Origin of the sequence: Rubritalea squalenifaciens DSM 18772 (genome assembly GCF_900141815.1) — a bacterium.
GTDB lineage: Bacteria > Verrucomicrobiota > Verrucomicrobiia > Verrucomicrobiales > Akkermansiaceae > Rubritalea > Rubritalea squalenifaciens.
Genome location: NZ_FQYR01000002.1, coordinates 118,683 through 142,199 on the forward strand (window position 1 = coordinate 118,683; position 23,517 = coordinate 142,199).

22 protein-coding genes are annotated in these 23,517 nt (G+C 52.6%); 10 read left to right on the plus strand and 12 right to left on the minus strand.

Annotated elements, in window-relative coordinates; genetic code table 11:
- Positions 1-66: 66 nt before the first annotated feature.
- Together BUB27_RS00485 and BUB27_RS00490 are read right to left on the minus strand one after the other, a co-directional pair.
- Entirely contained in the window at positions 67-456 is a 390-nt protein-coding gene (locus BUB27_RS00485; protein WP_143157579.1) for a hypothetical protein, read from the minus strand.
- Between the two features lie 226 nt (positions 457-682).
- Positions 683-1,057 (minus strand): hypothetical protein, encoded by a 375-nt coding sequence (locus BUB27_RS00490; protein ID WP_143157580.1) that lies wholly within the window; start codon positions 1,055-1,057, stop codon positions 683-685.
- Between the two features lie 164 nt (positions 1,058-1,221).
- On the opposite strand from BUB27_RS00490, the gene BUB27_RS00495 reads away from it, so the two are divergent.
- From BUB27_RS00495 to BUB27_RS00505, 3 genes are all read left to right on the plus strand, one after another.
- Complete coding sequence (locus tag BUB27_RS00495; protein WP_143157581.1) at positions 1,222-3,339, plus strand: GDSL-type esterase/lipase family protein; 2,118 nt, start codon at positions 1,222-1,224, stop codon at positions 3,337-3,339.
- Between the two features lie 7 nt (positions 3,340-3,346).
- Entirely contained in the window at positions 3,347-4,003 is a 657-nt protein-coding gene (locus tag BUB27_RS00500; RefSeq protein ID WP_143157582.1) for a YdcF family protein, read from the plus strand.
- A gap of 70 nt (positions 4,004-4,073) precedes the next feature.
- Positions 4,074-4,409 carry a YegP family protein gene (locus tag BUB27_RS00505; protein ID WP_143157583.1) on the plus strand — a complete coding sequence of 112 codons (336 nt, stop codon included), beginning with the start codon at positions 4,074-4,076 and terminating at the stop codon, positions 4,407-4,409.
- An 82-nt stretch (positions 4,410-4,491) separates the two neighbouring features.
- Here the strand turns inward: BUB27_RS00505 and BUB27_RS00510 are convergent, their stop codons facing one another.
- Both BUB27_RS00510 and BUB27_RS00515 read right to left on the minus strand, forming a co-directional pair.
- Positions 4,492-5,208 carry an alpha/beta hydrolase family protein gene (locus BUB27_RS00510; protein ID WP_143157584.1) on the minus strand — a complete coding sequence of 239 codons (717 nt, stop codon included), beginning with the start codon at positions 5,206-5,208 and terminating at the stop codon, positions 4,492-4,494.
- A 4-nt stretch (positions 5,209-5,212) separates the two neighbouring features.
- Entirely contained in the window at positions 5,213-6,100 is an 888-nt protein-coding gene (locus BUB27_RS00515; RefSeq protein ID WP_143157585.1) for an NAD(P)-dependent oxidoreductase, read from the minus strand.
- An 89-nt stretch (positions 6,101-6,189) separates the two neighbouring features.
- Here BUB27_RS00515 and BUB27_RS00520 point away from each other — a divergent pair, with 89 nt between their 5' ends.
- Positions 6,190-6,753 (plus strand): DNA-3-methyladenine glycosylase I, encoded by a 564-nt coding sequence (locus tag BUB27_RS00520; RefSeq protein WP_143157586.1) that lies wholly within the window; start codon positions 6,190-6,192, stop codon positions 6,751-6,753.
- A gap of 543 nt (positions 6,754-7,296) precedes the next feature.
- Here BUB27_RS00520 and BUB27_RS00525 read toward each other — a convergent pair.
- The 3 genes from BUB27_RS00525 to BUB27_RS00535 form a co-directional block, all read right to left on the minus strand.
- Positions 7,297-8,181, minus strand: coding sequence for a hypothetical protein (locus tag BUB27_RS00525; RefSeq protein ID WP_143157587.1), 885 nt, complete (start codon positions 8,179-8,181; stop codon positions 7,297-7,299).
- A gap of 24 nt (positions 8,182-8,205) precedes the next feature.
- Positions 8,206-8,562, minus strand: coding sequence for a hypothetical protein (locus tag BUB27_RS00530; RefSeq protein WP_143157588.1), 357 nt, complete (start codon positions 8,560-8,562; stop codon positions 8,206-8,208).
- A 106-nt stretch (positions 8,563-8,668) separates the two neighbouring features.
- A complete protein-coding gene (locus BUB27_RS00535; protein WP_143157589.1) occupies positions 8,669-9,700 on the minus strand; it encodes a tRNA dihydrouridine synthase in 1,032 nt (343 codons plus the stop codon).
- 396 nt (positions 9,701-10,096) lie between these two features.
- Here BUB27_RS00535 and msrB point away from each other — a divergent pair, with 396 nt between their 5' ends.
- From msrB to BUB27_RS00565, 6 genes are all read left to right on the plus strand, one after another.
- Positions 10,097-10,579, plus strand: coding sequence for a peptide-methionine (R)-S-oxide reductase MsrB (gene msrB, locus BUB27_RS00540; RefSeq protein WP_143158501.1), 483 nt, complete (start codon positions 10,097-10,099; stop codon positions 10,577-10,579).
- Between the two features lie 311 nt (positions 10,580-10,890).
- A complete protein-coding gene (locus tag BUB27_RS00545; protein ID WP_143157590.1) occupies positions 10,891-12,084 on the plus strand; it encodes a Fic family protein in 1,194 nt (397 codons plus the stop codon).
- A 67-nt stretch (positions 12,085-12,151) separates the two neighbouring features.
- On the plus strand, positions 12,152-13,069 hold the full coding sequence (locus BUB27_RS00550; protein ID WP_143157591.1) for an AAA family ATPase: 918 nt from the start codon (positions 12,152-12,154) through the stop codon (positions 13,067-13,069).
- Positions 13,070-13,105: 36 nt separating this feature from the next.
- Positions 13,106-14,248 (plus strand): DUF58 domain-containing protein, encoded by a 1,143-nt coding sequence (locus BUB27_RS00555; protein WP_143157592.1) that lies wholly within the window; start codon positions 13,106-13,108, stop codon positions 14,246-14,248.
- The gene (locus BUB27_RS00560) at positions 14,241-16,028 is read left to right on the plus strand and encodes a transglutaminase-like domain-containing protein (protein WP_143157593.1); all 1,788 of its coding nucleotides are present in this window, start codon (positions 14,241-14,243) and stop codon (positions 16,026-16,028) included. Before BUB27_RS00555 ends, BUB27_RS00560 begins: the two co-directional genes overlap by 8 nt.
- A 56-nt stretch (positions 16,029-16,084) precedes the next feature.
- Positions 16,085-16,405, plus strand: a complete 321-nt coding sequence (locus BUB27_RS00565) for a zinc ribbon domain-containing protein YjdM (protein ID WP_143157594.1) — start codon at positions 16,085-16,087, stop codon at positions 16,403-16,405.
- Between the two features lie 13 nt (positions 16,406-16,418).
- Here the strand turns inward: BUB27_RS00565 and BUB27_RS00570 are convergent, their stop codons facing one another.
- The 5 genes from BUB27_RS00570 to BUB27_RS00590 all read right to left on the minus strand — a co-directional run bounded on the left by BUB27_RS00570 (position 16,419) and on the right by BUB27_RS00590 (position 23,395).
- Positions 16,419-17,852, minus strand: a complete 1,434-nt coding sequence (locus BUB27_RS00570) for a sulfatase family protein (RefSeq protein WP_143157595.1) — start codon at positions 17,850-17,852, stop codon at positions 16,419-16,421.
- A 2-nt stretch (positions 17,853-17,854) separates the two neighbouring features.
- Positions 17,855-20,356: a sulfatase-like hydrolase/transferase gene (locus BUB27_RS00575; RefSeq protein WP_143157596.1), complete on the minus strand. Its 2,502-nt coding sequence runs from the start codon at positions 20,354-20,356 to the stop codon at positions 17,855-17,857.
- A 161-nt stretch (positions 20,357-20,517) separates the two neighbouring features.
- Entirely contained in the window at positions 20,518-21,225 is a 708-nt protein-coding gene (locus BUB27_RS00580) for a PEP-CTERM sorting domain-containing protein (protein WP_143157597.1), read from the minus strand.
- Positions 21,226-21,329: 104 nt separating this feature from the next.
- Positions 21,330-22,790 carry a FecR family protein gene (locus BUB27_RS00585; RefSeq protein WP_143157598.1) on the minus strand — a complete coding sequence of 487 codons (1,461 nt, stop codon included), beginning with the start codon at positions 22,788-22,790 and terminating at the stop codon, positions 21,330-21,332.
- Complete coding sequence (locus tag BUB27_RS00590) at positions 22,787-23,395, minus strand: sigma-70 family RNA polymerase sigma factor (RefSeq protein WP_159434706.1); 609 nt, start codon at positions 23,393-23,395, stop codon at positions 22,787-22,789. Before BUB27_RS00590 ends, BUB27_RS00585 begins: the two co-directional genes overlap by 4 nt.
- Positions 23,396-23,517: the final 122 nt, after the last annotated feature.

Below are 23,517 nucleotides of genomic sequence, written 5' to 3' on the forward strand. Positions count from 1 at the left end.
CGTCTTTAAACAGAAAAACGGGAGTCAATAGACTCCCGTAACTTCTCAGGCTATATCAGCAGGCCACTATCTGCGGTGACTATGTCTCCGGCTATCACGATGGTGACTATGATGTCGGTGATGCCTGTAGCCACCATGTTGGTAATGTGACCTGTGGCCACGGTAGTAATAGTACGGATAGTAGTTCCGGTAATAACCGTAATTACCGTATTGTACCCTGATCGCCGCGCCCTGACCGCAACGGTGGACAATGGGCTGGCTGTAGTAGGTGTATACTGGCCGACCATAGCGGTCGTACCGCGCAAACACCCGCTTGGTATACAATGGACAACCACAGGAAGCGTAGCCGCTCACATAGGTGTAGATGCTGGTGTCATATCGTCCAGCTTGAGCCTCACTTGGCTGGTAAACCAATACCATGGCCAGCAAAGCCAGAAGGGTGGAAATGGTTTTCATTGGTCTCAGGGGTTTGAGTCATCTGGTGAGACGTGATTGGGGAAGCATTTATTCATGGAAGGCTGAGTGCCCTCCTTGGAACATAGGATAACTTAGCACATTTCGCTCTAAAATCCAACGGGAGGAACCCTCTGGCAGCTCGCCAACTACCACTCCCGTAAACCGCTTCAGGTGGAGGCCCGGAGGCCCCCACCCATTATTGCGAAACGACTTTATAAATCTTTGATTAGCGGCAGAGAGTCACTCTCCCATAGCGATTGCTGTAGCTTACTCGGCTGTGACCACGGCGATGACTGCTGTAGTAACGGTCACGATGGTATGATCTGTGCCCATGTACACGGTGATGGTGATGACTTCTGTGTCTGTAGCTGCTGCAGCGGTGCTTCACAGGTACACGGTAGTAAGCGTAGACTGGGTGACCGTGGCAATCATAGTGGCGGAAAACACGCTTGGTGTAGATGGCGCATCCGCATGAGCTGTGACCACTGAGATAGGTATAAGTGCGGTGACTATGGCAATGACGGTCGCGAGCTTGCGCGTTTGTGGGAGTCAGCATCAGAGTAGCTGCTACCAGGGCGAGAAATGTGATGAATTTTTTCATAGTTCCTTATCTTGGGTTCGCATACTTCGACGGCAGCTTTCCGGAACTTATTCACCATGAATGAAAAAAATTTTTAAAATGACATCCGCACGGCCCAGCCAGGTCCCCAAACCAGACCAGTTCGTAGCTTTTGCAGCACAATCATTTCATGCTAAAGCTATGGAATGTGCAGGTTTCTTACTCGGCTCCTGATCTTACTGGTATGTCTCCCCTCCCAGCTGCAGGCGGAGCTTAGCTTGGCGTCTGTCTTCAGCGATAAGATGCTTTTCCAGAGGGAACAAGCTGTCCCCATCTGGGGCACTGCGACTCCCGGCGCGGCTATCCAAGTCGAGTTCGCAGGTCAACAGCTCACCACCACAGCATCTGCAGAGGGCAAATGGTCGCTGAGCTTGAAAGCCATGCCAGCATCAAGCCGCGATCAGCAACTGACTGTCACCTCAGGCACGAAGCAACTCGTGATCAAGGATGTACTCATCGGCGATCTCTGGATCGCGACCGGTCAATCGAACATGGACTGGCAACTCAACCAGACCACCACCGGCAAGAGCTCGATCGCCGATTCCGAGGACAGGCAACTTCGCCTCCTCAATCTGGAAGGCACGCTTCACCCGAACAACAAGCACTACGAACTCAAGTTCCTCAAGCAACTCAACAAGGACAACTACTACCGCAACAAGGGCTGGCAGCAGTCCGGTCCACAAAGTTCCGCAAATTTCTCCGCCGTCGCCTATCACTTTGCAAAGTCGCTACGCAGCGAGGTCAAAGTCCCCGTCGGAGTCATCAACTTGGCAGTGGGAGGCTCCCCCATAGAAGCTCACCTGTCCCCGGAGGTCATGCAGAAAAGCCCTGAGCTCTCCAGACTTTTGCCGCAATGGTGGAAAAATGAAGACTATCCCCAGTGGTGCAGACAGCGCGCGGCGCTGAACTTGAGCCAGTGGACCGCTTCTGCCGATCTTCGTGACCAGGCCCCACCTCACCCCTTTGCACCCCACTTCCTCTGGGAGGCAGGCATCGCCAAAATCCTCCCCTTACCCGTAAAAGGTATTCTCTGGTACCAAGGTGAATCCAATGCCACTCAGGATGGTGCAGGCGGGCCACCTGTCGACCCGGCACTGAACAAGATGAAGTTCAAGAGCCTGATCAAATCCTGGCGTCAGGCTTGGAAGGACGACTCCCTTCCCGTCTATTTTGTCCAACTACCAGGGCTGAACCGTCCCTGGGCCCTATTCCGGGAAATGCAGTTGGAAGCTAGCCAGGAAATCCCACACGCCCATATGGCCGTGAGTATCGACCTAGGACACTCTACAGATGTTCACCCCAGAAACAAACAGCCAGTGGGAGAACGCCTGGCCCGCCTCGCCCTGAAGCACAGCTATGGCAAGGACATCATCACCAATGGCCCCATCTACAAGCGCAGCACTTTCAAGCAGGACAAGGTCTACGTCGACTTCGAAAACTCCAAGGGACTGAGTGCATCTGGTGGAGGCGCCATCAAAGGCTTTGAGCTGGCAGGCAATGACCGCGTCTTCCACCCCGCCGAGGCCACTCCATCCAAGGGCTACCTTCTCGTTCGTTCGGTCAAGGTCAAGGAGCCTGCATTCATTCGTTATGCCTGGGCCAATGATCCGAAATGCAATCTTGTCAATGCCACCGGCCTACCCGCCAGCCCCTTCCGCGCCAGATCGGACACTGCAACCGTCCGGATCGCCTGCATTGGCGACAGCATCACCTTTGGTTCAGGAACTACAGACAGACTACAAAATAGCTATCCACTTCAACTTCAGGATCTGTTAGGTAAGAATTATGAAGTCAAAAACTTCGGCAACCCCGGCAGAGGGGTCGTCAAAAAGTCGATGCGCGGCAAAGAGAAGCGAGCCTACTTCTTCATGAAGGAACACCAGCAGGCTCTCGCCTTCCAGCCAGACATCGTGATTTGCAACCTCGGCATCAATGATCTCATGGATTGGAACAAGTTTGGCAAAGATCACTTTGTTTCCGACTACCGCTCCTTGCTCCAGAGCTATAAAGCGCTGGATACGCGACCGCGCATCATCATCTGGCAACCACTGGCTCCTCTATTCAAAGGCCAGACCTACTATGGCAACCCAGCCGTAGACGCTATCAACCAGGCCATCCAGAAAGTCGCTGAGTCAGAGAATCTAGAGACTCTGGACATGGCTTCCCCTTTCAAGGGAAAGGGCCATCTCTTCCCTGACAAGCTGCACCCTAACGCCGAGGGAGCCAGAGCTATCGCTGAAATAACCGCCAAATATCTCAACTAGGAAATCCATGAGCTTCAATGTATTCGCAGACGCCCAGACCATCTGGGACTACCACCAGATGCATCACGACATTCAGCCAGCAGACATGATCTGGGCACTCGGCAGTCACGACCTCAGAGTGGCTGACAGAGCTGCCGAGCTATGGCATCAGGGCATGGCTCCCATCGTTGTCATGTCGGGAGGTTTGGGCAACTTCACGCGAGGACATTTTAAAAAGCCGGAGGCCGAACTCTTTGCCGAACGCGCTCTTGATTTAGGAGTCCCCTGGGACTCCATCCTCATCGAGAACCAGTCCACGAACTCTGGCGAAAATGTTTCCCTGAGCAGGCAACTGTTAGATAGCAAGATGATCTCGGTAAAAAGCGCCATTGCGGTTCACAAGCCTTACATGGAGCGCCGGGCTTACGCTACGATTCGCGCCCAATGGCCAGAACTCGAAGTCCAGGCCAGCTCACCTCAGCTCAACCTCTTCGAGTACTGCACCGAGGACATCTGCGCAGACACCGTCATTAACATCATGATCGGCGACCTGCAGCGCATCATGGAATACCCCAAGCAAGGCTTCATGATCCAACAGCCAGTTCCTGATCACGTGCAACAAGCCATGGATAGACTGATCGAGGCAGGCTACACCAACCATTTGCTGCACACAAAATCACCTTAAACCACTCAAACACAATCCTGACACAGACAAGAATTTGACAACAATCATTCCTAGTAACAGAATGATTGTTATGGCTACAGGATACTATGTATTAAGAAAAATCACGAAGCACAGCTTTGTTCTCAAAGCTGCTAACCACGAAATCATTCTCACCAGCCAGAGCTACGAGTCCAAGGCTGCTGCTGAGAACGGAATTGCTTCCGTGCAAGAAAACGGCTCACAGGAGGCACGCTTTGAGCGTAAATCCTCCAGCGCTGGAGATCCCTACTTCGTCCTCAAAGCAGGTAATGGCCAAATCATTGGCACCAGTGAAATGTATAGCTCTGAACAAGCCCGCGATAACGGTATCGAATCCGTCAAAAAGAATTCTACCAGCTCCGTCATCAAGGACGAGACAGAAGGATAAACACACTCACACCCTTTAATGAGAAAAAGCCCCATCAAGGAATCTTCCTCGATGGGGCTTTTTGCTAGAACGTTTCAGGCACTTAGCCGAGATGCTCACCCAGCCAGTCGTCGATCTCCTCAATCAGTAGATCGTAGTCATTGGCAAACATGTGGTCGGCACCTTCCACTCTAACGAGCTTCTTCTTACCCTTGAGCTTCAGGTAGAGGTCATCGCTATCCTTAGGAAGAACCACATCGTCCTCCGTGCCATGGATAAGCAACCACGGAGTACGGACATCCCGTGCAGCCGCGAAGGTATCCCCGATAGCGTGCATGTCATCCACATAGGCTTGAGAGAGAGGTTTGGTATCATCCTCCCACATATAGCCGGAATCTGGGGTTTCCTCGCCAAACTCTGTGTCGCAAAAATCCTTGGTACGCACCATGCCCGCCAGAGAAACGAGCACATTGATGCGGTCATCCTTGGCAGCAGCGAGCGCGCCCACGGCACCTCCCATGCTGTGACCAATGTAGGCAATCTTCTTGGAACCTTTCACCTGATCCAGCACCGCGTGCAAATCATCCACTTCCTTACTGACCGTGGAATCCCGGAAATCGCCCTCGGAGTGGCCGTTTCCTGAGAAGGACATGCGCATCGCAGGCCAGCCTTTTGCGGCCAGACCATTCGCGAGAGTCATCAGCATTTCACGGTCCTTGTCTCCAGTCACCCCGTGCGCCAGCACGACGAGGACATCGTCTCGATCTGCCTCGTGAAAGGCATGATCGATCTTCTCACCATGTCGGTTACGTATATCCATCAGTCTACTCTTTGGCTCTGCCTTTGAAGGTAAGTTCCGCCACGCCGGACTTGTCCAGCTCGCCAAGACCGAGATCGATCATCTCACGGTATTGCTTCTCGGTTGCTTCAGAAAGCGGCACGGCAATTCCAACCTCCTTAGCCAGGTCATTGGCAATGCCACTGTCCTTCGCCGCATGGGAGGCAGAGAAATAGCACTCGTGATCACGGATCACCATGTCTTCAGCATCGGTCTCCAGCACACGGGAGTTCGCGCCTGTCTGGGAGAAGACATCACGCAGCATCGCCAGGTCCAGCCCAAGTGCCTCACCTAGTCCTAGGCCTTCAGCCAGACCTGCGGTGTTGATGTTCATCACCATGTTGACCAAGGCTTTCACCTTCGCTGCGGTACCCGTTGGGCCCACGTAGCGTAGTGCAGTGGAGAGAGTCTCCAGCAGCTCCTTGTTCTGTTCGAAAATTTCCTCCTTACCGCCGATCATCAGGTAGAGCGTTCCTTGGCGGGCCTGGGTGATGCTGGATGCCATGCAGGCCTCCAGGCTGTGTGCTCCCACGGCATTGGCTGCGGCTTCCACTTCTTCATGCACACCCGGGCTGAGGGTCGCGCAGTTGATGAAGGTCACCCCTTCGGCTCCATTGAGGAGTGTATCGCCCTGCTGGTTGAAGATGTCTCGCATGGCGTCATCATCGGTAACGACGGTAAGCACCACGTCGGAATGCGCAGTCACATTCGCCAGGTTCTGGGCATGCTCCGCCCCAAGCTCTTCAGCCAGAGACTGGGCAGCTTCCTGATTCACATCAAAGACCGCAGAGACCACGTAGCCTGAGTCCTTCAGGTGGCGAGCCATGTTTGCTCCCATACGTCCTACACCGACAAATCCAACTTTAGGTTTCATATGAGCCTAGCTCTAACGCAGATCTGAGGAATGTAAAGTAACGACCTCAACTCTTGCCCTGAGCTACATCTCCAGCCATCATCCTTAGCATGAAACGCTGTGCCTGGGTCTCAGACGATCCACTCTATATCCAGTATCACGATGAGGAATGGGGAGTACCCCAGCACGATGATCGTCACCTTTTCGAAATGCTTATCCTGGAGGGAGCTCAGGCCGGCCTTTCGTGGATCACCGTGCTCAAGAAAAGGGAAAACTACCGCAAGGCCTTCCATCAGTTCGACGTCCGTAAAGTCGCCGCCATGAGTGATGCCGATCTGGAGGAACGACTGCTCGACCCGGGTATCATCCGCAACCGCCTCAAGGTCTTCTCGGCTCGCCGCAATGCACGCGCAGCCCTCAAACTCATAGAAGAATTCGGCTCGTTGGATCGCTACTTCTGGTCCTGGGTGGACGACCAACCGATCCAAAACAACTTTCAAAACCTACAGGATGTCCCTGTAAATACCCCTCTCTCCGACCAAATCAGCAAGGACCTCAAGAAGCGCGACTTCAACTTTGTTGGCACCACGATCATCTACTCCTTTATGCAAGCCATCGGAATGACTAACGATCACACCACGGACTGCACTTTTTACTCTGTTAGAAATGCTTAGCTTTGTTCGCTTCCACAACCTCTAGAGTGATTTCAAATCACTTTTATGGTAAACGTATGTTTTACGATTTGCGTTTGCATTGGGGAATTTCCGATGCAAATGACCGCTCACATAAGTGTAACACATCATTTGATGGTTTCATTTATACTTCGGGTCCGTCAGGTAGGGGTAGCTGGCGGGCCCGTTTTTTTGCTTCGCCCCCCTTCACCCCGCGTTCATTGATGACCTATTGAGTCACACACCTTCAAGGACATAGATATAAAAGTCTCTGATCCCCCCTGCTTGGATCATGCTCCTGAACTATTCTCAAAAAATTTCCCTATTTTTTCACTGCCAGAGAACTCAAGCGATCCACGAAATCATCCACTCAAGAACGATTTCAAATCACTTTTTCAGTGAACGTTCGTTTAGCGATAGACGTTTTCAAAGCGGAATATCTGGTGCAAATACCCACTCACACAAGTGATGCACATCATTTGATGTATTCATCAATACTTAGGGTCCGTCAGATAGGGGTAGCTGGCGGGCCCGCTTTTTTTAATGCTATTCCTCGATGAGGTTGATCGCCTCCAGGCTATCCGAGTTGTATTTCACCCGTCCCCCTTTGAGCTCCTGCTTGAAGATGTGCTCAAACAGCATCTCTTTCCACTGCTCGGGTGTTTCCAAGGGAATCTTTACCCGCATCGGAGGATAAACCACAGGGATGTTTGGTACCCCATGTGGATTCTCCGCTTTTGCCTTCTTCTGAACCTTCTCTACGAGTCTATCCCTATAGAGCTTATGATAACTCTCAGGAGCCAAGCCATGAAACGCCCTTCCGATTTGCCACTGATAATAGCCTTTTCCTCCCGGCTCCACCACTGTCATGGCATCCCCTAGCACGCGTGTTCTGTGTTCTGTCACACCAGGTGTAGCCACTTTGCTATAAATCATAACCCGCATATCGCGGGTGGCGTCATCCACGGCCATACGAATATAATGATCCCGTGAAATTTCTCCTCTGCGAGAATCCGGATAGACCTCCTCCGCTTTGAGCTGAGCGACTTCCTTTTTGATAAGCATCGTTGGTGGATTTCCAGAGTTCACCAATTCCTGGTACTTGGCAGCGGCAGCCTTTCTCATGCGCTCGCGGTGATAAGATCTGATTTTCTCTTCATTCAGTCCGCCCCACTTATGTTCCTTATAAAAGGCGAGCGCCTCCTTCATCGCCGCCAAAGTCACGGCCGGCGACTGCAATGCTGGTAGAATATCAAACACTTTTCCCTGTGGAGTACAGAAGTAGATGGCAATCTCTCCATTGGCAGTGCCGGTAAAGCTACGCCCTTCCCCCAAATCAAAGGTCACGATTCTAACCGGGGAGACACTCTCCCAGACGGGGACATACTCAGTTTCCAAAAGCTTGGCGATACGGCTGTCGGAGAACGTCACGGCTCTCGCTAGTTTACCGTTCGCTCAGCAATACTCTTCGTCCAGCTTGCCAAACAGGTGCAGCACTAATAACGGCTTGTCCTCATTGATCGCCTCTTTGACCGAACGCTTCCAGACTACCTTCGTCTGGCTTCCCCACTGTCCGGTGATCTTGCCCAGGGCATGGCGCGCACGCGCCTTGAGGCGAGGATCTTCATCTCCCGCCCATTTCTGCAGACTGGGGATAATCGCTTTCCCCTCGGTCACGCAGGAATCCACTGCCGCCGTAGCCACCTCCTTTTCAGCGGAAGACAGACCTTCCTTGATAGATAAATAATCTTCCGCCATCGCTGACCAAGAAATCAGCAGGCAGCCACCCAGAGTAAGTAGTGATCGTTTCATAGCAACTTGAGTAAATTTCGACACTTAAGCATGGCAGATACAAGTCACAGGCACAAGTAGGCGCTGGGCGGATTTACCAAGCTTTTACAAAGAGCGCACTGGCCAACTAGTCCTCTAACAAAGCAGAGAACCCACAGAAGATCTTTGAATTCTCCGGCGGCAACTCGGGAAGGAGCTCGTCCCGGAGTAGATACTTGTCACAGACACCGAAGAAGGCCTCGGCGCTTTTCACCCGGCGGATCTCGAACTCAAAGTCGGCATCAATCCCCTGGGAAATGTAGATCAGGTAGCGCTTCATCTTGTTGACGTGGCGCTGTTCGTCGAACTCCTTCCACTCCTTGGCCAGCTCATGATAGAGCACCTCGACGTAGTGACGGAGGTGCTTCCGGGTAGGCTTGTGATAGTCCTTGCCCTCGTAACTGTCTTTGAGCTGTTGGAAAATCCAGGGACTGCGGATGGCACCACGGCCGATCATCAGACCCGCGGCATTGGTCTTCGCATGGTAGGCACGGCCCGTTGCCACATTCACCACATTGCCGTTGGCAATCACCGGGCAAGCCATCGTCTCCACGGCGTGCTTGATACAGTCATCGTGCACCGGTGTCTGGTAGCGCTCCTTCACGGTACGCCCATGGATGGCCAGCGCATCGATGTCATGTTTGCGGAAAAGCTGGAGAATGGTTTCGAATTCCTCATGGGATTCATAGCCCACACGGGTTTTCACGGTAAACTTCTTATGCACCGCATCACGCAAGGTACCGAGCATGTCATTCACATGATCGAGCTTACGTAGCAGCCCGCCGCCAGCATCCTTGCGGCAGACCACGGGAGCCGGGCAGCCCATGTTGATATCGATACCTTCGATCTCGTAGCGTTGCAGGATTTCCACGTTCTTCACCATGGCGGGAATATCCATGCCGATCAGCTGGGCAAAGATCGGTTTGCCCGTCTCATTCTGAGTAATGGAACGCAGGATGTGCTTCTCCGGCCGGGAGTCCTGATGCACCCGGAAGTACTCAGTTACAAAGTAATCCGGCCCACCGAACTCGGACATCACCCGCATGAACGGCAGGTCCGTCACGTCCTGCATGGGAGCGAGGACGAGAGCTGGCCGGTTCTCTGGAAAAAGTGATCTCATGGTGCTGGGTGCGCGCACTTGTAGCACGCTTTTGCCGGATTGGGAGCCTTTAGATACATTATGTCCCATCCCGCCTGGCGTCAGCACATTTTCGGTACACCGCCGCCAGCAGCCTCATGGCTACGGCCTGCCACAGGGTCTTCCCCTCATGATCATTTCCTGTCTTCATCCTCTTTTCCCTGTGGCTCTTCTGTGAGTGAGATCCACGGGTTTCTATTCTGTCATTGGAACGATTTTACCACAACTCATGGCCAAGCGCTCCATTGACCTAGTGACTTTTCGTGAATAAATTGAGTTGCAGCTCATCCCACTATTATGCGTGCTATCTATACAACCCTCGCCCTGCTTTCACTGGCATTCACCTCTTGCCAGGCTGAACCATCTGACAAGAAACCCATGGAAACATCCAAAGAAACTCCTGAGCAACCATCTGACAAAGTCGTCAAAACTGACGAAGAATGGAAAAAGGTCCTCACCCCTGAGCAGTACCGCGTAGCCCGCCAGGCTGGCACCGAGAGGCCAAATGGAGCAGTTTACAAGCAGTTCAAGCAGCAGGGTGCCGGCACCTACTACTGCGTGGGCTGTAACGCTAAACTCTTCTCTTCCAAAGAAAAATTCGATGCTCGCTGCGGCTGGCCATCCTTCTATGATCCCGCTAATGCCAAGAATGTGAAGACCAAGCAGGATCTCAGCGGCGGCATGATCCGCACCGAGGTCATTTGCGCCAAATGCGACGCCCATCTCGGCCATGTCTTTGAAGGTGAGGGATTCAACACACCTACCGACAAACGCTACTGCATCAATGGCATTGTCCTAAAGTTTGTGCCCAAAGGCGAAGAGAAGAAGGCAGAAACAAAAGAGGAGAGTAAGAAAGAATAGAAGACTCTCCTGTCTCATCACTTCGCCGTTAGAACCCAGACTATTAACAGTATCGAGCGAACGAATTGCCAAATTTTCTTCCAACATGAAACTCCACTTTAAGTTTGGTGGAGAAACCAGATCGGTTCTTACGACACACTATTTTCAATTGTTTTATCATTTCCCCTTTCAGCTTCCAGGCGGCCCGCTCCCCTGACGCAGACCTTCCCCTGTGCAGTGATGTCAAAATACAGAATGTCCGATAAATGTTAAAATTTCGGACTTAATGATTTAAATAGCCAAAATGTCCGATAAACTGCATATTATCGGACATGGGAGAAATGGAACATATTTGGCAGCACTCGAATTTTCCTCACTTCGAGTTCAATGAATCTGCATTTGAGATTCATGACAGCAGCTTCCAAAGACTAGTTCTCGAACTATCTAATTTCGTTAAAGGCTCCGATTCCTTTCAAAACGAAATCTGGTGTGAAGAGGTTCTCAACAATTCCAAAATTGAGGGTATCGATCTCGACAGAGCAAGTGTCCTTTCCTCCATATCTACTAAAATTCCATCCTATGTAGAAAGGAAAGAGGAACAGGCTGTACAATTGCTAAAGTTTGGCCTCGAGCACTATAAGGAAAATCTCAGTCACGATATGCTATATGAGATGCATCGCATCTTATTACAGGGATCGCCGTATCCAGAAAAATCTATCGGTGCCTACACGGGAGATATGCAGATTATCTCAAATCCTAAATGGGGAGAAGAACGCATCATGGATAGAGGAACCCCGGCCTCTGTTGTTCATGCTCACATGAATGATTTCATTGATAGTTATAACAGAGAAAGCCATCTACCTGCTACAAAAGCGATTAAAGATCATTATCACTTTGAAATCATTCATCCATTTATCGATGGAAACGGCAGAATTGGCCGCACATTGATGGTGATGAGCTTATGCAAGAGTTTTGGCCAAAAAATACCTTTTGCCATTTCCAGGGCAATCAGCCAAGACACCGAACACTATTATGGGATGTTTGAGCAACGTGACAGCTTGAACATTGAAGACGTATTAAGGCGAGGCCACAAAATCCTAGAGCTTTCCATCCACGAATCCTTCCACGTCGCGGAGCTCACCTACATCAAATCACACGCCCTCGGGAATGACCTTAACCCAAGACAATCCAAAGCCTTACAAACAGTCATCAAATATGAGTTAGGCAAAGGGTTTCATGGAGGTTTGAGCAACTCTAACTACACCAAGATCACTAGTTGCATCGATAAGACCGCCAATCGCGATCTCAGCAATCTAGTAAAAAGAGGACTGCTTTTCAGAACAGGGCAACTTAAAGGAACACGCTATCACCTTGCAACTCCTAGCAAGCTTCTCGATTGGATCCAGGACAAGCCTATCGATGTACAATTTGCTGCGAAGGACATCATTGCAGCTTATCGTCAGATGAAATACTCCCAGCAAGAATGGGGGGAAGCCATCGCTCAACTTGTCGAGAAAATCTCTTAATATATTACTGTCATCACCAACAAATCATTGCTCGTAGCCTGATTCCCTGCGAGAGTTCTGGCGTTCTATGACTTCTGCAGAAAAGCTCAAGCACCTCCACCAGCGCCTGACCACGACGGTTCTGGGCAGCCACCAGCCAGCGACGCTCCTCTTGGTAGCCTTGCTCGCGAAAGGCCACGCCCTGATTGAAGGTGCTCCTGGAATTGGCAAAACCTCGCTGGCTCAGACACTGGCAGAGAGCATCGGCGGCGTCTTCAAGCGTATCCAGTTCACCCCGGATCTCCTGCCCTCAGACATCCTCGGCTACCACCTCTACCGCCAGCACAATGGCGACTTCGACTTTGTCCAGGGCCCGATTTTCGCCAATATGCTGCTTGCGGATGAGATCAACCGTACTTCACCTCGTGTTCAGTCCGCGCTGCTTGAAGCCATGAACGAGGGACAGGTCACCATCGATGGTGCTACCCGCAAGCTCGAGGAACCTTTCCTCGTGATCGCCACCCAGAACGACACGACATCGACCGGCACCTTCCCGCTGCCCGAGCCTCAGCTTGACCGCTTTCTGCTCTCCATCCCGATGGAGCTCCCCGAGCGCTCCATCCAGGAATCCATCTTGCTCCAACACGCATCTCAGAACGGGATGAAGCCTCATCACGATGCCATCCTGAGCACCGATGAAATCCTCGCTTTCCAGGAAATGACCTCCCAGATCCATGTTAGCGAGCAGCTGGCAGCCTACATCGTGGCACTCTGCGAGCAGGTCCGCCGCCTTGCCGGAGGTGATCACACCGTCTCTGTTCGCGGTTCACTCTGCCTCCTGCGCGCCTCACAGGCCCGCGCACTGCTAGACGGGCAAGGCCACGTACTGCCCGACCACGTACAGGATGTTTTCACCCACGTCATGCGCCACCGCGTCACCTGCGAGGACGGAGGCGATGTGGAGAATGTTCTCCAGACAGCTCTGGAACAAACTGCCATGGCCTAAGAATTCTGCCATGGCAGGCGTTTCCCACCCACAACCATGCGACTGATACCCAGTAACTTCACCTTTCGCGGCTCAGCCCTGCTGGGGCTTGAGCTGGGGTTGATACTGGTTGGCATCTTACTCAAGGACGGGGCGCTCATTACGCTCGGAGTCTGCCTGTTCATCATTCTGCTAGGCGCGATCATCTTCGGAAGAAGAAACATCGCCAAGCTCAAGGTGGAACTCGATCTCCCCCACCGGGTGCACGCCCACAAAAGCTTTTCCGCCCGCGCACGCATCATCAACCAGCGCGCCTTTCTGGATACCTACAATGTAGACATCAGCATCCATCTCCCACAGGGCAAAGTCCAGCAGGCCAAGGCGAAATGGATCCCCTCCAAATGCGGCGCGGAGTACAATTTCCGCCCCTCCATCCCGATGCGAGCTTCCGTGCTGGAAATGCACTACGAGCTCGTCTCCCGCTTCCCCTTCGGTCTCTTCACGATGCGAAAACGGGGCACCGTCTCAGCCCCTTTACTAGTCTATCCGCGCCTCATCATCCCCCGCGAACTCTTGTCTGAAGGAACGCTAAGCGACCTCAACCCAAACCAAGGCAGCACCCAGGGTGATGCACTAGGAGAACCTCGTGGTATCCGCCCGTGGCAGCCGGGGGATCCAGCAAAGAAGATCCACTGGCCGGCTTCCGCACGCTCACTCAACCGCGGCCATGGCCTTCGTGTCCGTGAGAATGACCCACCCGGCTTCCAGCCTGAATTCTGCCATGTCATCTATCATTCCTTCGGCCGCGGTGAAGTACTGCGTGAAGACCGTTTCGAGCGGGCTCTCTCCTTGCTGGCAGGCACCCTCTCACTACTGATGCGCCATAATGTGGCGGCCAAACTCCAGGCGGATTTCCTGGGCTGGTCATCTCTACCCTGCCAAAACACCGCCCAGTACCAGGAGTGCCTGGCCATCATGGCTGAAACCAAGCGTGCCCAAGGCACAGAGAGCCACGAACTCCAGAGTGCGCTCAAGCTCGTGGAGCGCAACCATTCCTGTATCATTATCTCTGATATGACCACTGATGCCTGGCTTCCCTCGGTCAAACTTCCTCACGGCACCATGGTCATCGACATCAGGCAGATCCACTTTCAACGCCCCAAAACCAACAGCCCGGCTCTCTCCATAAAGCATGCGTAACCTGATCTTCATTCCAGCCATTGCCATGAGCTACGTCTTCCTTTCGGGGTGGCCGGAGCACATGAGTAGCTGGATGCGCTCCGGCATCGCCGCCGCGATCATTGGCATCGCTCTGCTACTCTGGCGCAGCACTGGCGACCAGAAGAAAGGATTTTTCTCCAGCCTGCGGAAACCTAATCTGTTAGATTACCTTTTTGCAGGCATCACCGTACTCCTGCTAGAGTTCTTTTTCATGACCATGTTCACCTATGGACCTGAACTTGGGCGTGACCTTTCCTACCGGGTGGAGGACTGGCTCAGGGAGGTCAAGTACGGCGAGGTCGCTAATGAAAAAGAAAAGCAGGCACCAGAGCATCTGAGACACGGCAATGATGGCAATTGGCTATGGAACAGCCACTACCAAAGGCAGATACCTAAACGCGCCAACCACAGGCCCCTTAACCGGCCCGAAGTCTTCATCACAGCCAGCTCAGCAGATCAAGCGCAGCTCATGAATCGGCAGCAGATCTACGTGCGCGCCTTCATGCTGAACCACTTTGATGGTGATAGCTGGTATCTGGCCAACCCCATCAAACGGGTACTAGACCCCAGCAAAGACGGCTTCATCCGCCTGAAGTCCAGACCGCCGATCCAAGGCTTCCCTGTCTACTACCATACCATCACCCACAGCTATCATGACAACGGTCAGAACGTCCTGTTAGGCATTCATGGTGCTCGTCAGGTGAAGCAGCCCTACATCACAAGAATCGCCCCGGATATTTACCTGCTTCCACCAAAGAAAGCCGACCAAGATGGCTATGATTATGAAGTAGCTTCACAACCTATCCTGCTGGATCAGATCATCTCTCGCGGCGGACGCATCATCCCAGGCACCCCAGATGAAGGCCTAGACGCGGTCTACTTCGACACCCTTCCAGATGAACTGCTGAGGGCCAAGATGGTAGCTTGGCTGGACGATTTCGCGATCAGCGAAGACAATCTAGCGGCCACCCTGATTACCATACGAGAGGCTCTAAGAGAACGCTGTGAGTACTCGCTCAAAGTCGAAAACCCCGAGAACCTTAGCCCGCTGGATAACTTCCTCTTTGGTGAACGGAAGGGATACTGCGAGCACTTCGCTTCTGCCACCGCCAGCTTGTGCCGCGAGCTGGGCATTCCCAGCCGGATCGCCTTTGGCTGGGCCGGGGGTAAATACTACGAGGATTCAAACCAGTTCATGTTTGTCTCCGCCGATGCGCACGCCTGGACGGAGATTTACCTTAAGGACTATGGCTGGGTAGTCTTTGACACCACTGCCCCTGATCAGAACCGCAGACAGATCGCCGGCAGTGGCGAAACGCCCCCACCCCTGACCGAGCCACCTCTAGAGGAAACTCCAGAGCAGCAATATACAGAGTACAACCAATCTCCCTGGTTCATGCTTGCCTGCATCATGGGTCTGGGCACCTTTGCCCTATCCTTGCTCGTCTTTCTCAAGTTCCGCTCGATTCCTCCACGCACACGCAGTGGCGGCACTGGTATTACCTACGTGGAGCCTGATTACATGCGCCTCTTCCGCATGGCCTGCGCTCGCTCTGGCTGCCCTTACCCTGACCACAGAACTCTCCGCCAGCAAATGATCGCTCTTGAGAAACGCGGCATACTCCCTATCTTCTCCAATGTTTTGTTAGACTATCATAACCGCGTCGTCTATGGAGACGCCGAGCGCGACAGTAAGGCTGAGAAGTCTCTCGTACGCCACATCAAGCTGTGGCAGCACCAGATCAAGAAGGCGGCCTAGACTATTTTTTACACCTCGGCATTGCATGTTAGATCGGGCTTCGCTTATCTCAAGATATGTCTGAGATTACCTGCCCAATGTGCACCATGGATGAAGTGCTTGAGCACGAGTTCAAATATGAATGCGTGACCTGTGGCCACGAATGGGAGAAAGAGGAAAAAGAGCGTGAAGTCAAAGACGCCTACGGGAATGTCCTCCAGACAGGTGACATCGTTCAAATGATCAAAGACCTCAAGCTCAAGGGCTCCTCCGATGTGCTAAAGAGCGGCACCAAGTCCAAGCCAATCCGCATTGTCGATGGCGACCATGAGATCGACTGCAAGATGAACGGCATCTCCATCGCCCTCAAAGCCCAGTATGTGAAGAAGGTAAACTAAGCCACCTCTCCTATCACGGGTTCCAGAAGGTACCTTCGGTACTGACCGAATTGTTAAAATCCGTGATCATCTGCTTTAGCTCATTGACCGTAGTGGTTTCATCATCACTGCGGTCGAATCGTTCATGGGGATCCTGCTCCACATTAAAAAGCAAAGGATCAGAGAATGAGGCGCTGAATCCATAATTGTTTCCCGTCTGGGAATAGAGCTTGGTATGGAGCTTCCAAGCGCCTTTGCGGGCACCATAAACCTGGTTATTGCTGGCACCAGTGTAGATGAACTCAAAGTCCGGCACCGTACCCTGGAAGAGTGAGCTATTCAGCAAGGGACGAATGTCCCTCCCGTCCAAAGTCCGGTCAGTCGGCACCGCTTCACCTGCCAGTTTGAAGACAGTGGGCAGGATATCCATGGTAGACACCGGCTCTCTGACCACGGTGGCTGCAGGGATCGTCCCCGGCCAGTAGAACACTCCGGGAACACGGACTCCACCTTCCCAGGTAGACCCCTTGCCATCCCTAAAGGGTAAAGCCGAGCCTATGAGAATACGCGCTTCACCATATCTGCTGTTACTTGCGGTATTTTGAAAACGGATCCACGGCCCGTTGTCCGAGGTGAAGATCACCAAGGTATTTTGCGCGATCCCCTCATTCTCCAGTGTCGACAAAATCGTCCCCACCATGGCATCAATCTCCTCGATACAATCCCCGTAGAGGCCCCGCAGCGAGGTATCCTTGAACTCATCCGAGGCATGCACGGGAAGATGGGGCATGTTCGGCGCGAGATACACAAAGAAGGGCTGGTCCTTGTTGGCCTGGATAAACTCCACCGTGCGATCACGGTAGCGCTTGGTCAGATTATCGTGGATATCGGTTTTATTCAGGATATCCTCCGCGATCATCTCATAACCCGCTATCGGGGTATTTCCAGAGGGGTTGGACTTGATGAGGTCACTGCCCGTCTCATAGTCGTTCGAGACATTGGTTCCCTCCCACGTATCGAAGCCGTGCGCCAAAGGAAAGGCACTCGCCGTCATACTGTTATTGCTGTTAGGAGTTCCTAAATGCCATTTGCCAAAGAAACCCGTTGCATAGCCTTGATTTTTCAGTCCCTCAGGGATCGTGACCTCATTCGGGTGAATATATTTTGCGGCTGTAGGGCCAAGCACCCAAGCCCCGAGCCCAGATCTTCCCGGATTCCTCCCTGTCAGCAAGGCATAGCGTGATGCCGTACAAGCCGGCGAGGCGCAGTAGAACTGCGGGCAGTTCATCCCCTCACGTACCATTCGTGAAATGTTAGGAGTATGAATGCTTGGGTTCCCGGTATGAGAGAAATCACCATAACCACAGTCATCCAGAAAGATCATGATGACATTGGGTTTCTCGGTGGCAGGGCGCGCCTGCAAAGGCATTACCAAGAGAGAAAGGAATAATAGGCTAGAGAGTTTCATGATCAGGGACGGCTTGCTTTGAGACGGATGAAATACTTGCTTTTTCCATTGGCCAAATCAGCCATAGAGACACTCACGGTAACGTGCTCGGTGTTATCAGCACCTGCTGCGGCAACGGTGTACGGACCACTGGATACGTCCACCCAGCTGATCAGGTCTTCACTGACTTGAAGTACATAGTGGTCATTGAGGGAATCCGCCGGACGGGTAAACTGGTATTGGACTTCTCCCGCTTGTCCGGGAGTCGACAGTACCTCGATCGGGCCGAGCACTTCCGGCCTCGCATCAGGAAGGTCGTTCGTACCACTAGCTGGCAAGCTAGCTAGGTGGTCACTTGCCAATGCCTGCAGTGCTGCAAGTTCCGAGCTGTGGCTTGAACTGCGGTTTACATGCTCAATCGGGTCTACGAGAAGATCATAGAGCAAGGGCGCTGAGCCGGAGAAGTCATTGTCAGGATCGTTGACCGTGACTGTCTGGTGATACTTCCACTGGCCTTTTCGCACGGCCTGCAGCTGATAGTCACTGCCATCATGCCGGTACAGATAGAGCTGGTGATTTAGATCCGGCTGAGCTCTGACACCGAGCAGAGAACCTACCTGCTCGGTGCCGTCGAACACATGCTCGGGGGGAAAGTACGTTTCTGTTAGTTCTATCAATGACACATAGAGATCCGGCAACCATACCGTGGAGTAATTGCTGCCTTGTGGCACGACATCTGGCCAACGCACAATCATTGGCACCCGCACTCCACCTTCCCAGGTCGTCCCTTTGCCGTCACGCTGCTGACCATTCGATCCCGTTGGATATGTTCCCGTGTTCTTGTCAGCTCCTCCATCGGAGAGAAAAATCACCAGAGTATCATCAGCATGGCCTTCACTCTCCAGCTTATCTAACAGCTTACCTACGGCAGCATCCAGAGCTTCTAGACGATTACCGTAATCCCCAAGTAAGGACGTACCGCTAGCTGGTAATGATGGCGGCTGGAATACCATAAAGAAAGGATCACTCCCCTGTCCTGTAAGCCAGGATTCCGCACGGGTGGTCAATAAATCGAGTACTCCTTCAGGGTCAGGACTGGCATGAAGTGTTTGCCCATTCTCCATCAGAGGAGGGAAGCTGGCCTGAGCAATGCCCCACGGCAGTCCGTAGAAATTCACGAAGCCTTGGTCATTCGGATGTGATCCAGGCTGATTTCCCAGATTCCACACGCCAACAAAAGAAGTCTGGTAGCCCCCTTTGCGCAAAGCCTCAGCTATGGTCCACTCCCTGGAATCCAGAGCGTTGGTATTCGGAGCGGCCTCGGCTGGCATGGCTCCCCTGCGAGGCAGGCGCCCGGTGAGTAGAGCATACTGACTGGCCAGCTCTCCAGGTCCTGTCGTCGTGAACTGGGTGTAGCGTTGACCTTGGTAGGCCAAGGCATCCAGTCTTGGAGTCACCAGCGAAACCGCTCCATAACAACCCAGGTCATTGAATCCCAAATCATCTGCCACGATCAGCAAGATGTTAGGTTTGGAATTTTCCACCAGAGCATAACTCTGGCTTGTGACCGTACTGAGCTGGCCATTTTCAATCACCACTGCTTTGACCGTGGTGGATTCACTGATCGTGAAGGGCGCAGTATACAAACTCGAGCTCGCATCAGGCTCTGAACCATCGAGCGTATAACGAATATCCCCAGCTCCATTGCTGGTAAGAATGATCTGCTCACCACTCTTCACAAAGCTCTTTGCTGGACTGATGGATGGCGCTTCAGCTAGTGAGTAGAGATCTCCAATCGGTACCCCCCCATTGGCATTAATGTCAGTGATCTCTTGCGGACTCAGCACTCTCTTGAAGAAAGCCAGATCATCCAGCCTGCCATCCGCCGGACTAGTATCATTCAGGATACTGATGAAGAGCGATTGATCAGGTGAGATAGATCCTGTTAGAGAAGTGATGTCACTGCCATTATCCGTCGTCACCTCGGAACCATCCACGTAGAACTTCACCACATTGGCACTGCGGTCCACTGTCACCGCAAGATGCTTCCAAGCATTCAGAGCAAGCTGTCCAGAAGTGGTGGTAACATTCACGCTATGGCCCTGGTCATCATCCAGACGCATGCGCAGGGTATCATCCCCCTGATAAAAAAGCTGATAGCCGGTACCTGCCCCATCCAGAGCATCCACAATGCCGGAGGCCGAAGCATCATCTGAAGTCCTGTAGACCCAGACCGAGAGGGAAAAGTCTCCACTGCCCGGATCAATGGCCGACTGAGCAGGAACGCTCAAATAGGGAAACCCGAATCCATTCGCCAGCACCTCACCAAAGCCTGCACGCGTGTTCCACGCAGAGGACCCATCCACCTCCACCGCATTGAGAGTACTACGACCATAACTCTCAGCCAGTCTGGCGGACACATCTCCCCCGTCAAAGCGCCAGTAGGCTTCTGGAGCTTGGGCTGAGGCTGGTTGCGAAGTGATCAGCAAGCCAGATAAGAGAAGGTAGTGACGGTGCCGCGGCATGGGTTTATTGGCAGTTGAGGAATTGAAAGTAGAGAATGAAGGGTTGCTTATGTAGCAAGCTATTCCGCCAGACAGGGGAAAGGTGACATCAGATCCCCATAAAAATGCCGGCCGACTGAGTAACAGCAGGCCGGCATAGACACATGAAATATTTCTTCAGACTAGCGACGACGGCGCAGAATGAAGCTAAGACCAGCAAGCCCGATGAGTGCAGTGCTGCTTGGTTCTGGTACAGCGTTCACAGCAGTCACGGAAATATTATCAAGCATCGCTGTGGTCTCGTAGTTTTGATACACTGTCGCACCTGAGTCGATGAGTAGTCCAATTTCATGTCCGGCAAGGCCTACCGCTGAATTGTCATAATTAATCGTTACGGATTGCCCGGCATCCGTCCACTCCCACAGATTTGTTCCTGTGGAAGAGGCTGCAGTCAGTGTGTAGGTGGCGGTACCAAGAATAGCAGCAGTCCCGGCGGCAGGATCACCACTGCTGAGATCCACAATCGAGAAGACGAAAGACATCTCACTGGCTCCGGTGTAATTCCTGTAGCCAGCATCAAAGTTTACCGTGAAAGATGAGTATGTATCTGCGGTGGCTTCACCTGTACCGATAGACTGCACCAATCCATCAATGGTCGTATCACGGGCTTTAAAGAGCGCAACCGCATTGCCACCGAGCGCAACTACATCGTTGGCACGATACACTGGGCCATTGATACCATTTTCAATCGATGTCCAACCAGTGGTAACCTCGGAGCCGTCTTCCACTTCGAAATCAGCATTCGCAAGAGTGATGGTGGCTGCGGTAGAGCTGGCAATCAGCGCGGCACTGAGCCCGACAATAGTTGTGAGTAGTTTTGTATTTGTCATATGTTTTGCTTGTTTGCGTACAATCGCAACCAAACTGGGGGTGCGATTATCCGCAAAGACCACTGACTCTCAAAACCTGACAAAAAAAACTCACCTCCATACACTTATTCGATCCGGTGAGCATTCCGGTAGGGCTGATCAGTAAAGATCAGCGTATTGCTGTCCCTCAACAGATGATCTTCATGAACCTTCAAGTGTGGTATCCACACCCGTAAGGCGCCATTTCCGACCGTCCAGCTAGCATTCTTGAAACTAGAGTAAAGTTTTCCGTTCTTGTAGAGATCAATCACGCCCCCGGCCTGGATGTCACGAACCCATTGCTCTCCGTTATGGGTGTAGGCCCATCTTCCGATGTAGTCCTCAGCTGTCGCCCTACGGGAGAGTGCGTCCTCAAACAAGAACACTCCCTCCACCCAAGGCTCATCCACCACCAAAGGCTTCTTGTTATAAGATTCTACCGTGGCGCGTACCTGCCAGTTTCCTCGCTGATAGGCCCCTTTGGGAATAGCAAAGGCAAACACATTGTCACTTGTGAAGCTCAGGACTCCTGCCCTGCCATCATGATCACAGCGTGAAATGAGAACATTATCCCGGTACAAAGCCACATTGCTCACGACGACGGCGCGATAGCCTCGCATCCACTTGAACACGCCGGAAAATTCACCCTCGCTCCAGATCAAGTGACTCACGTCAAAGACGACCTCTTTAGCCTCAGCAGAATCGACATGCCAAGAGAACTCACGGGACGGCGCTTCGCGAATGAAGCTATCACGGTCAAAAGGAATCGACGCTAATTCCTCTGGCGAATCAGAAAGCTGCTCCACCGCATGATTCTTCGTCAGCAGCACTTTACGGCTACCCTTAGGGTAGAGCTCCACCTCACCCTCAAACACTCCTAGCCTCATCTGTCCACTTGGTGAGAGATGGCAGCCAAATTCCGTACCTAGATCGACAATCTTGCCATTAGCATAAGACACCGTGAAGCCCTCGGCTCCATCCGGTACCTTGGCCACAAACTTACCGTGTTTCAGCTGCCCGTCATTCGCCCCTGTAACATCATACTCAGCAGGACCTTCAATCACGACTTTGACCCCATTTGGATAAGTGAGCTCCAGCACCCCGGACTCGATATCAATGGAGTCCGTATCGAGATACTCACTCGGATTTTGATTCCACCTCACACCTATCAAGCCAGTAATACGAGCCGTTGCTGTATCCGGCGCACTCAGCTGAGCTGACTGCTGTGCTTGCTCTTGAGCGGGTTCGCTGTCATTCATCAGCCATCCAACCCCGAACGCCACCACCGCAGCCGCAGCAGGCACCAGCCACCTCGTCCATAGTCTTGCGCTTGGCTGGCCCTCTTGACCAAGGGCCGAAATGATATCGCAGTGCTCGATACTCTCGGGCAAATGCGTGTCAATCTCAACCATGCCGAGATAAAAGTCCCTCGCCTCGGCATCTCGTAACAAGGTGTCCAAGCGGTCCATCTGAGCTGAACTTAAAGTTTGCCCGTCCAGGATCGTGTCTGCGTATTCACGTAATTCTTTTCTCTCTGCAGCTTTCATGGTCGATTGGAAATTTGTCGTTCAATACACACTTTGAGTGCCTGTCTCACCCTTGAGAGACTCTTGTGTAAGGCATTTGCAGTGCGCCCCAAAGTATCTGCCAGCATAGTCATAGAGACATCTTCCACATAGACTTTCCTGAGCAAGCTGCGCTCACCGGGCGCCAGTCTTTGGATACAGTTTTTCAGGGCGTCCACCCGGTGGTCCTCATTTGGGATCCTTGCCGAGTGGGAGTCCGCCAGCATCTCCACCACCTCATCAGAGAGGAAACTAAGCTTACTGCGCTTCTGGTCACGGCGTAGGGCTAGCAGGCGATACCTCGCTACGCTGAACGCCCAAGCCTTGAAATTTGTCCCTGGCGTATATTCTGCAAGGCTTTCGACCAAAAAGTGGTTTGTCTCCTGCAGTAAATCATCCACCTCCTGCTTATTCGCAGTCAGGGAAATGATGTAGGCTTTCAGCGAACTCTGGATCTCCTCCAGCATGGATTCAGGCGACTCCGGGTTGATCACTCGGATCGCACGCTTGCCATAGTCGCTCGCCCGTGATGCCACGGAACGCTCGTCTTTGCGTCTCTCTTCATGATCTGGGCGATTTTCCTGCATCCTTACCCAGCATAGACCATCTCGCCTCATAATCCTGACAGAAAATTGCCTATTTCCCCTGTTTCCGTCAGGGCCTCCACCTGGTCTCAGTAGCCCTCATAGGGAATTCATCAAATCTGGCA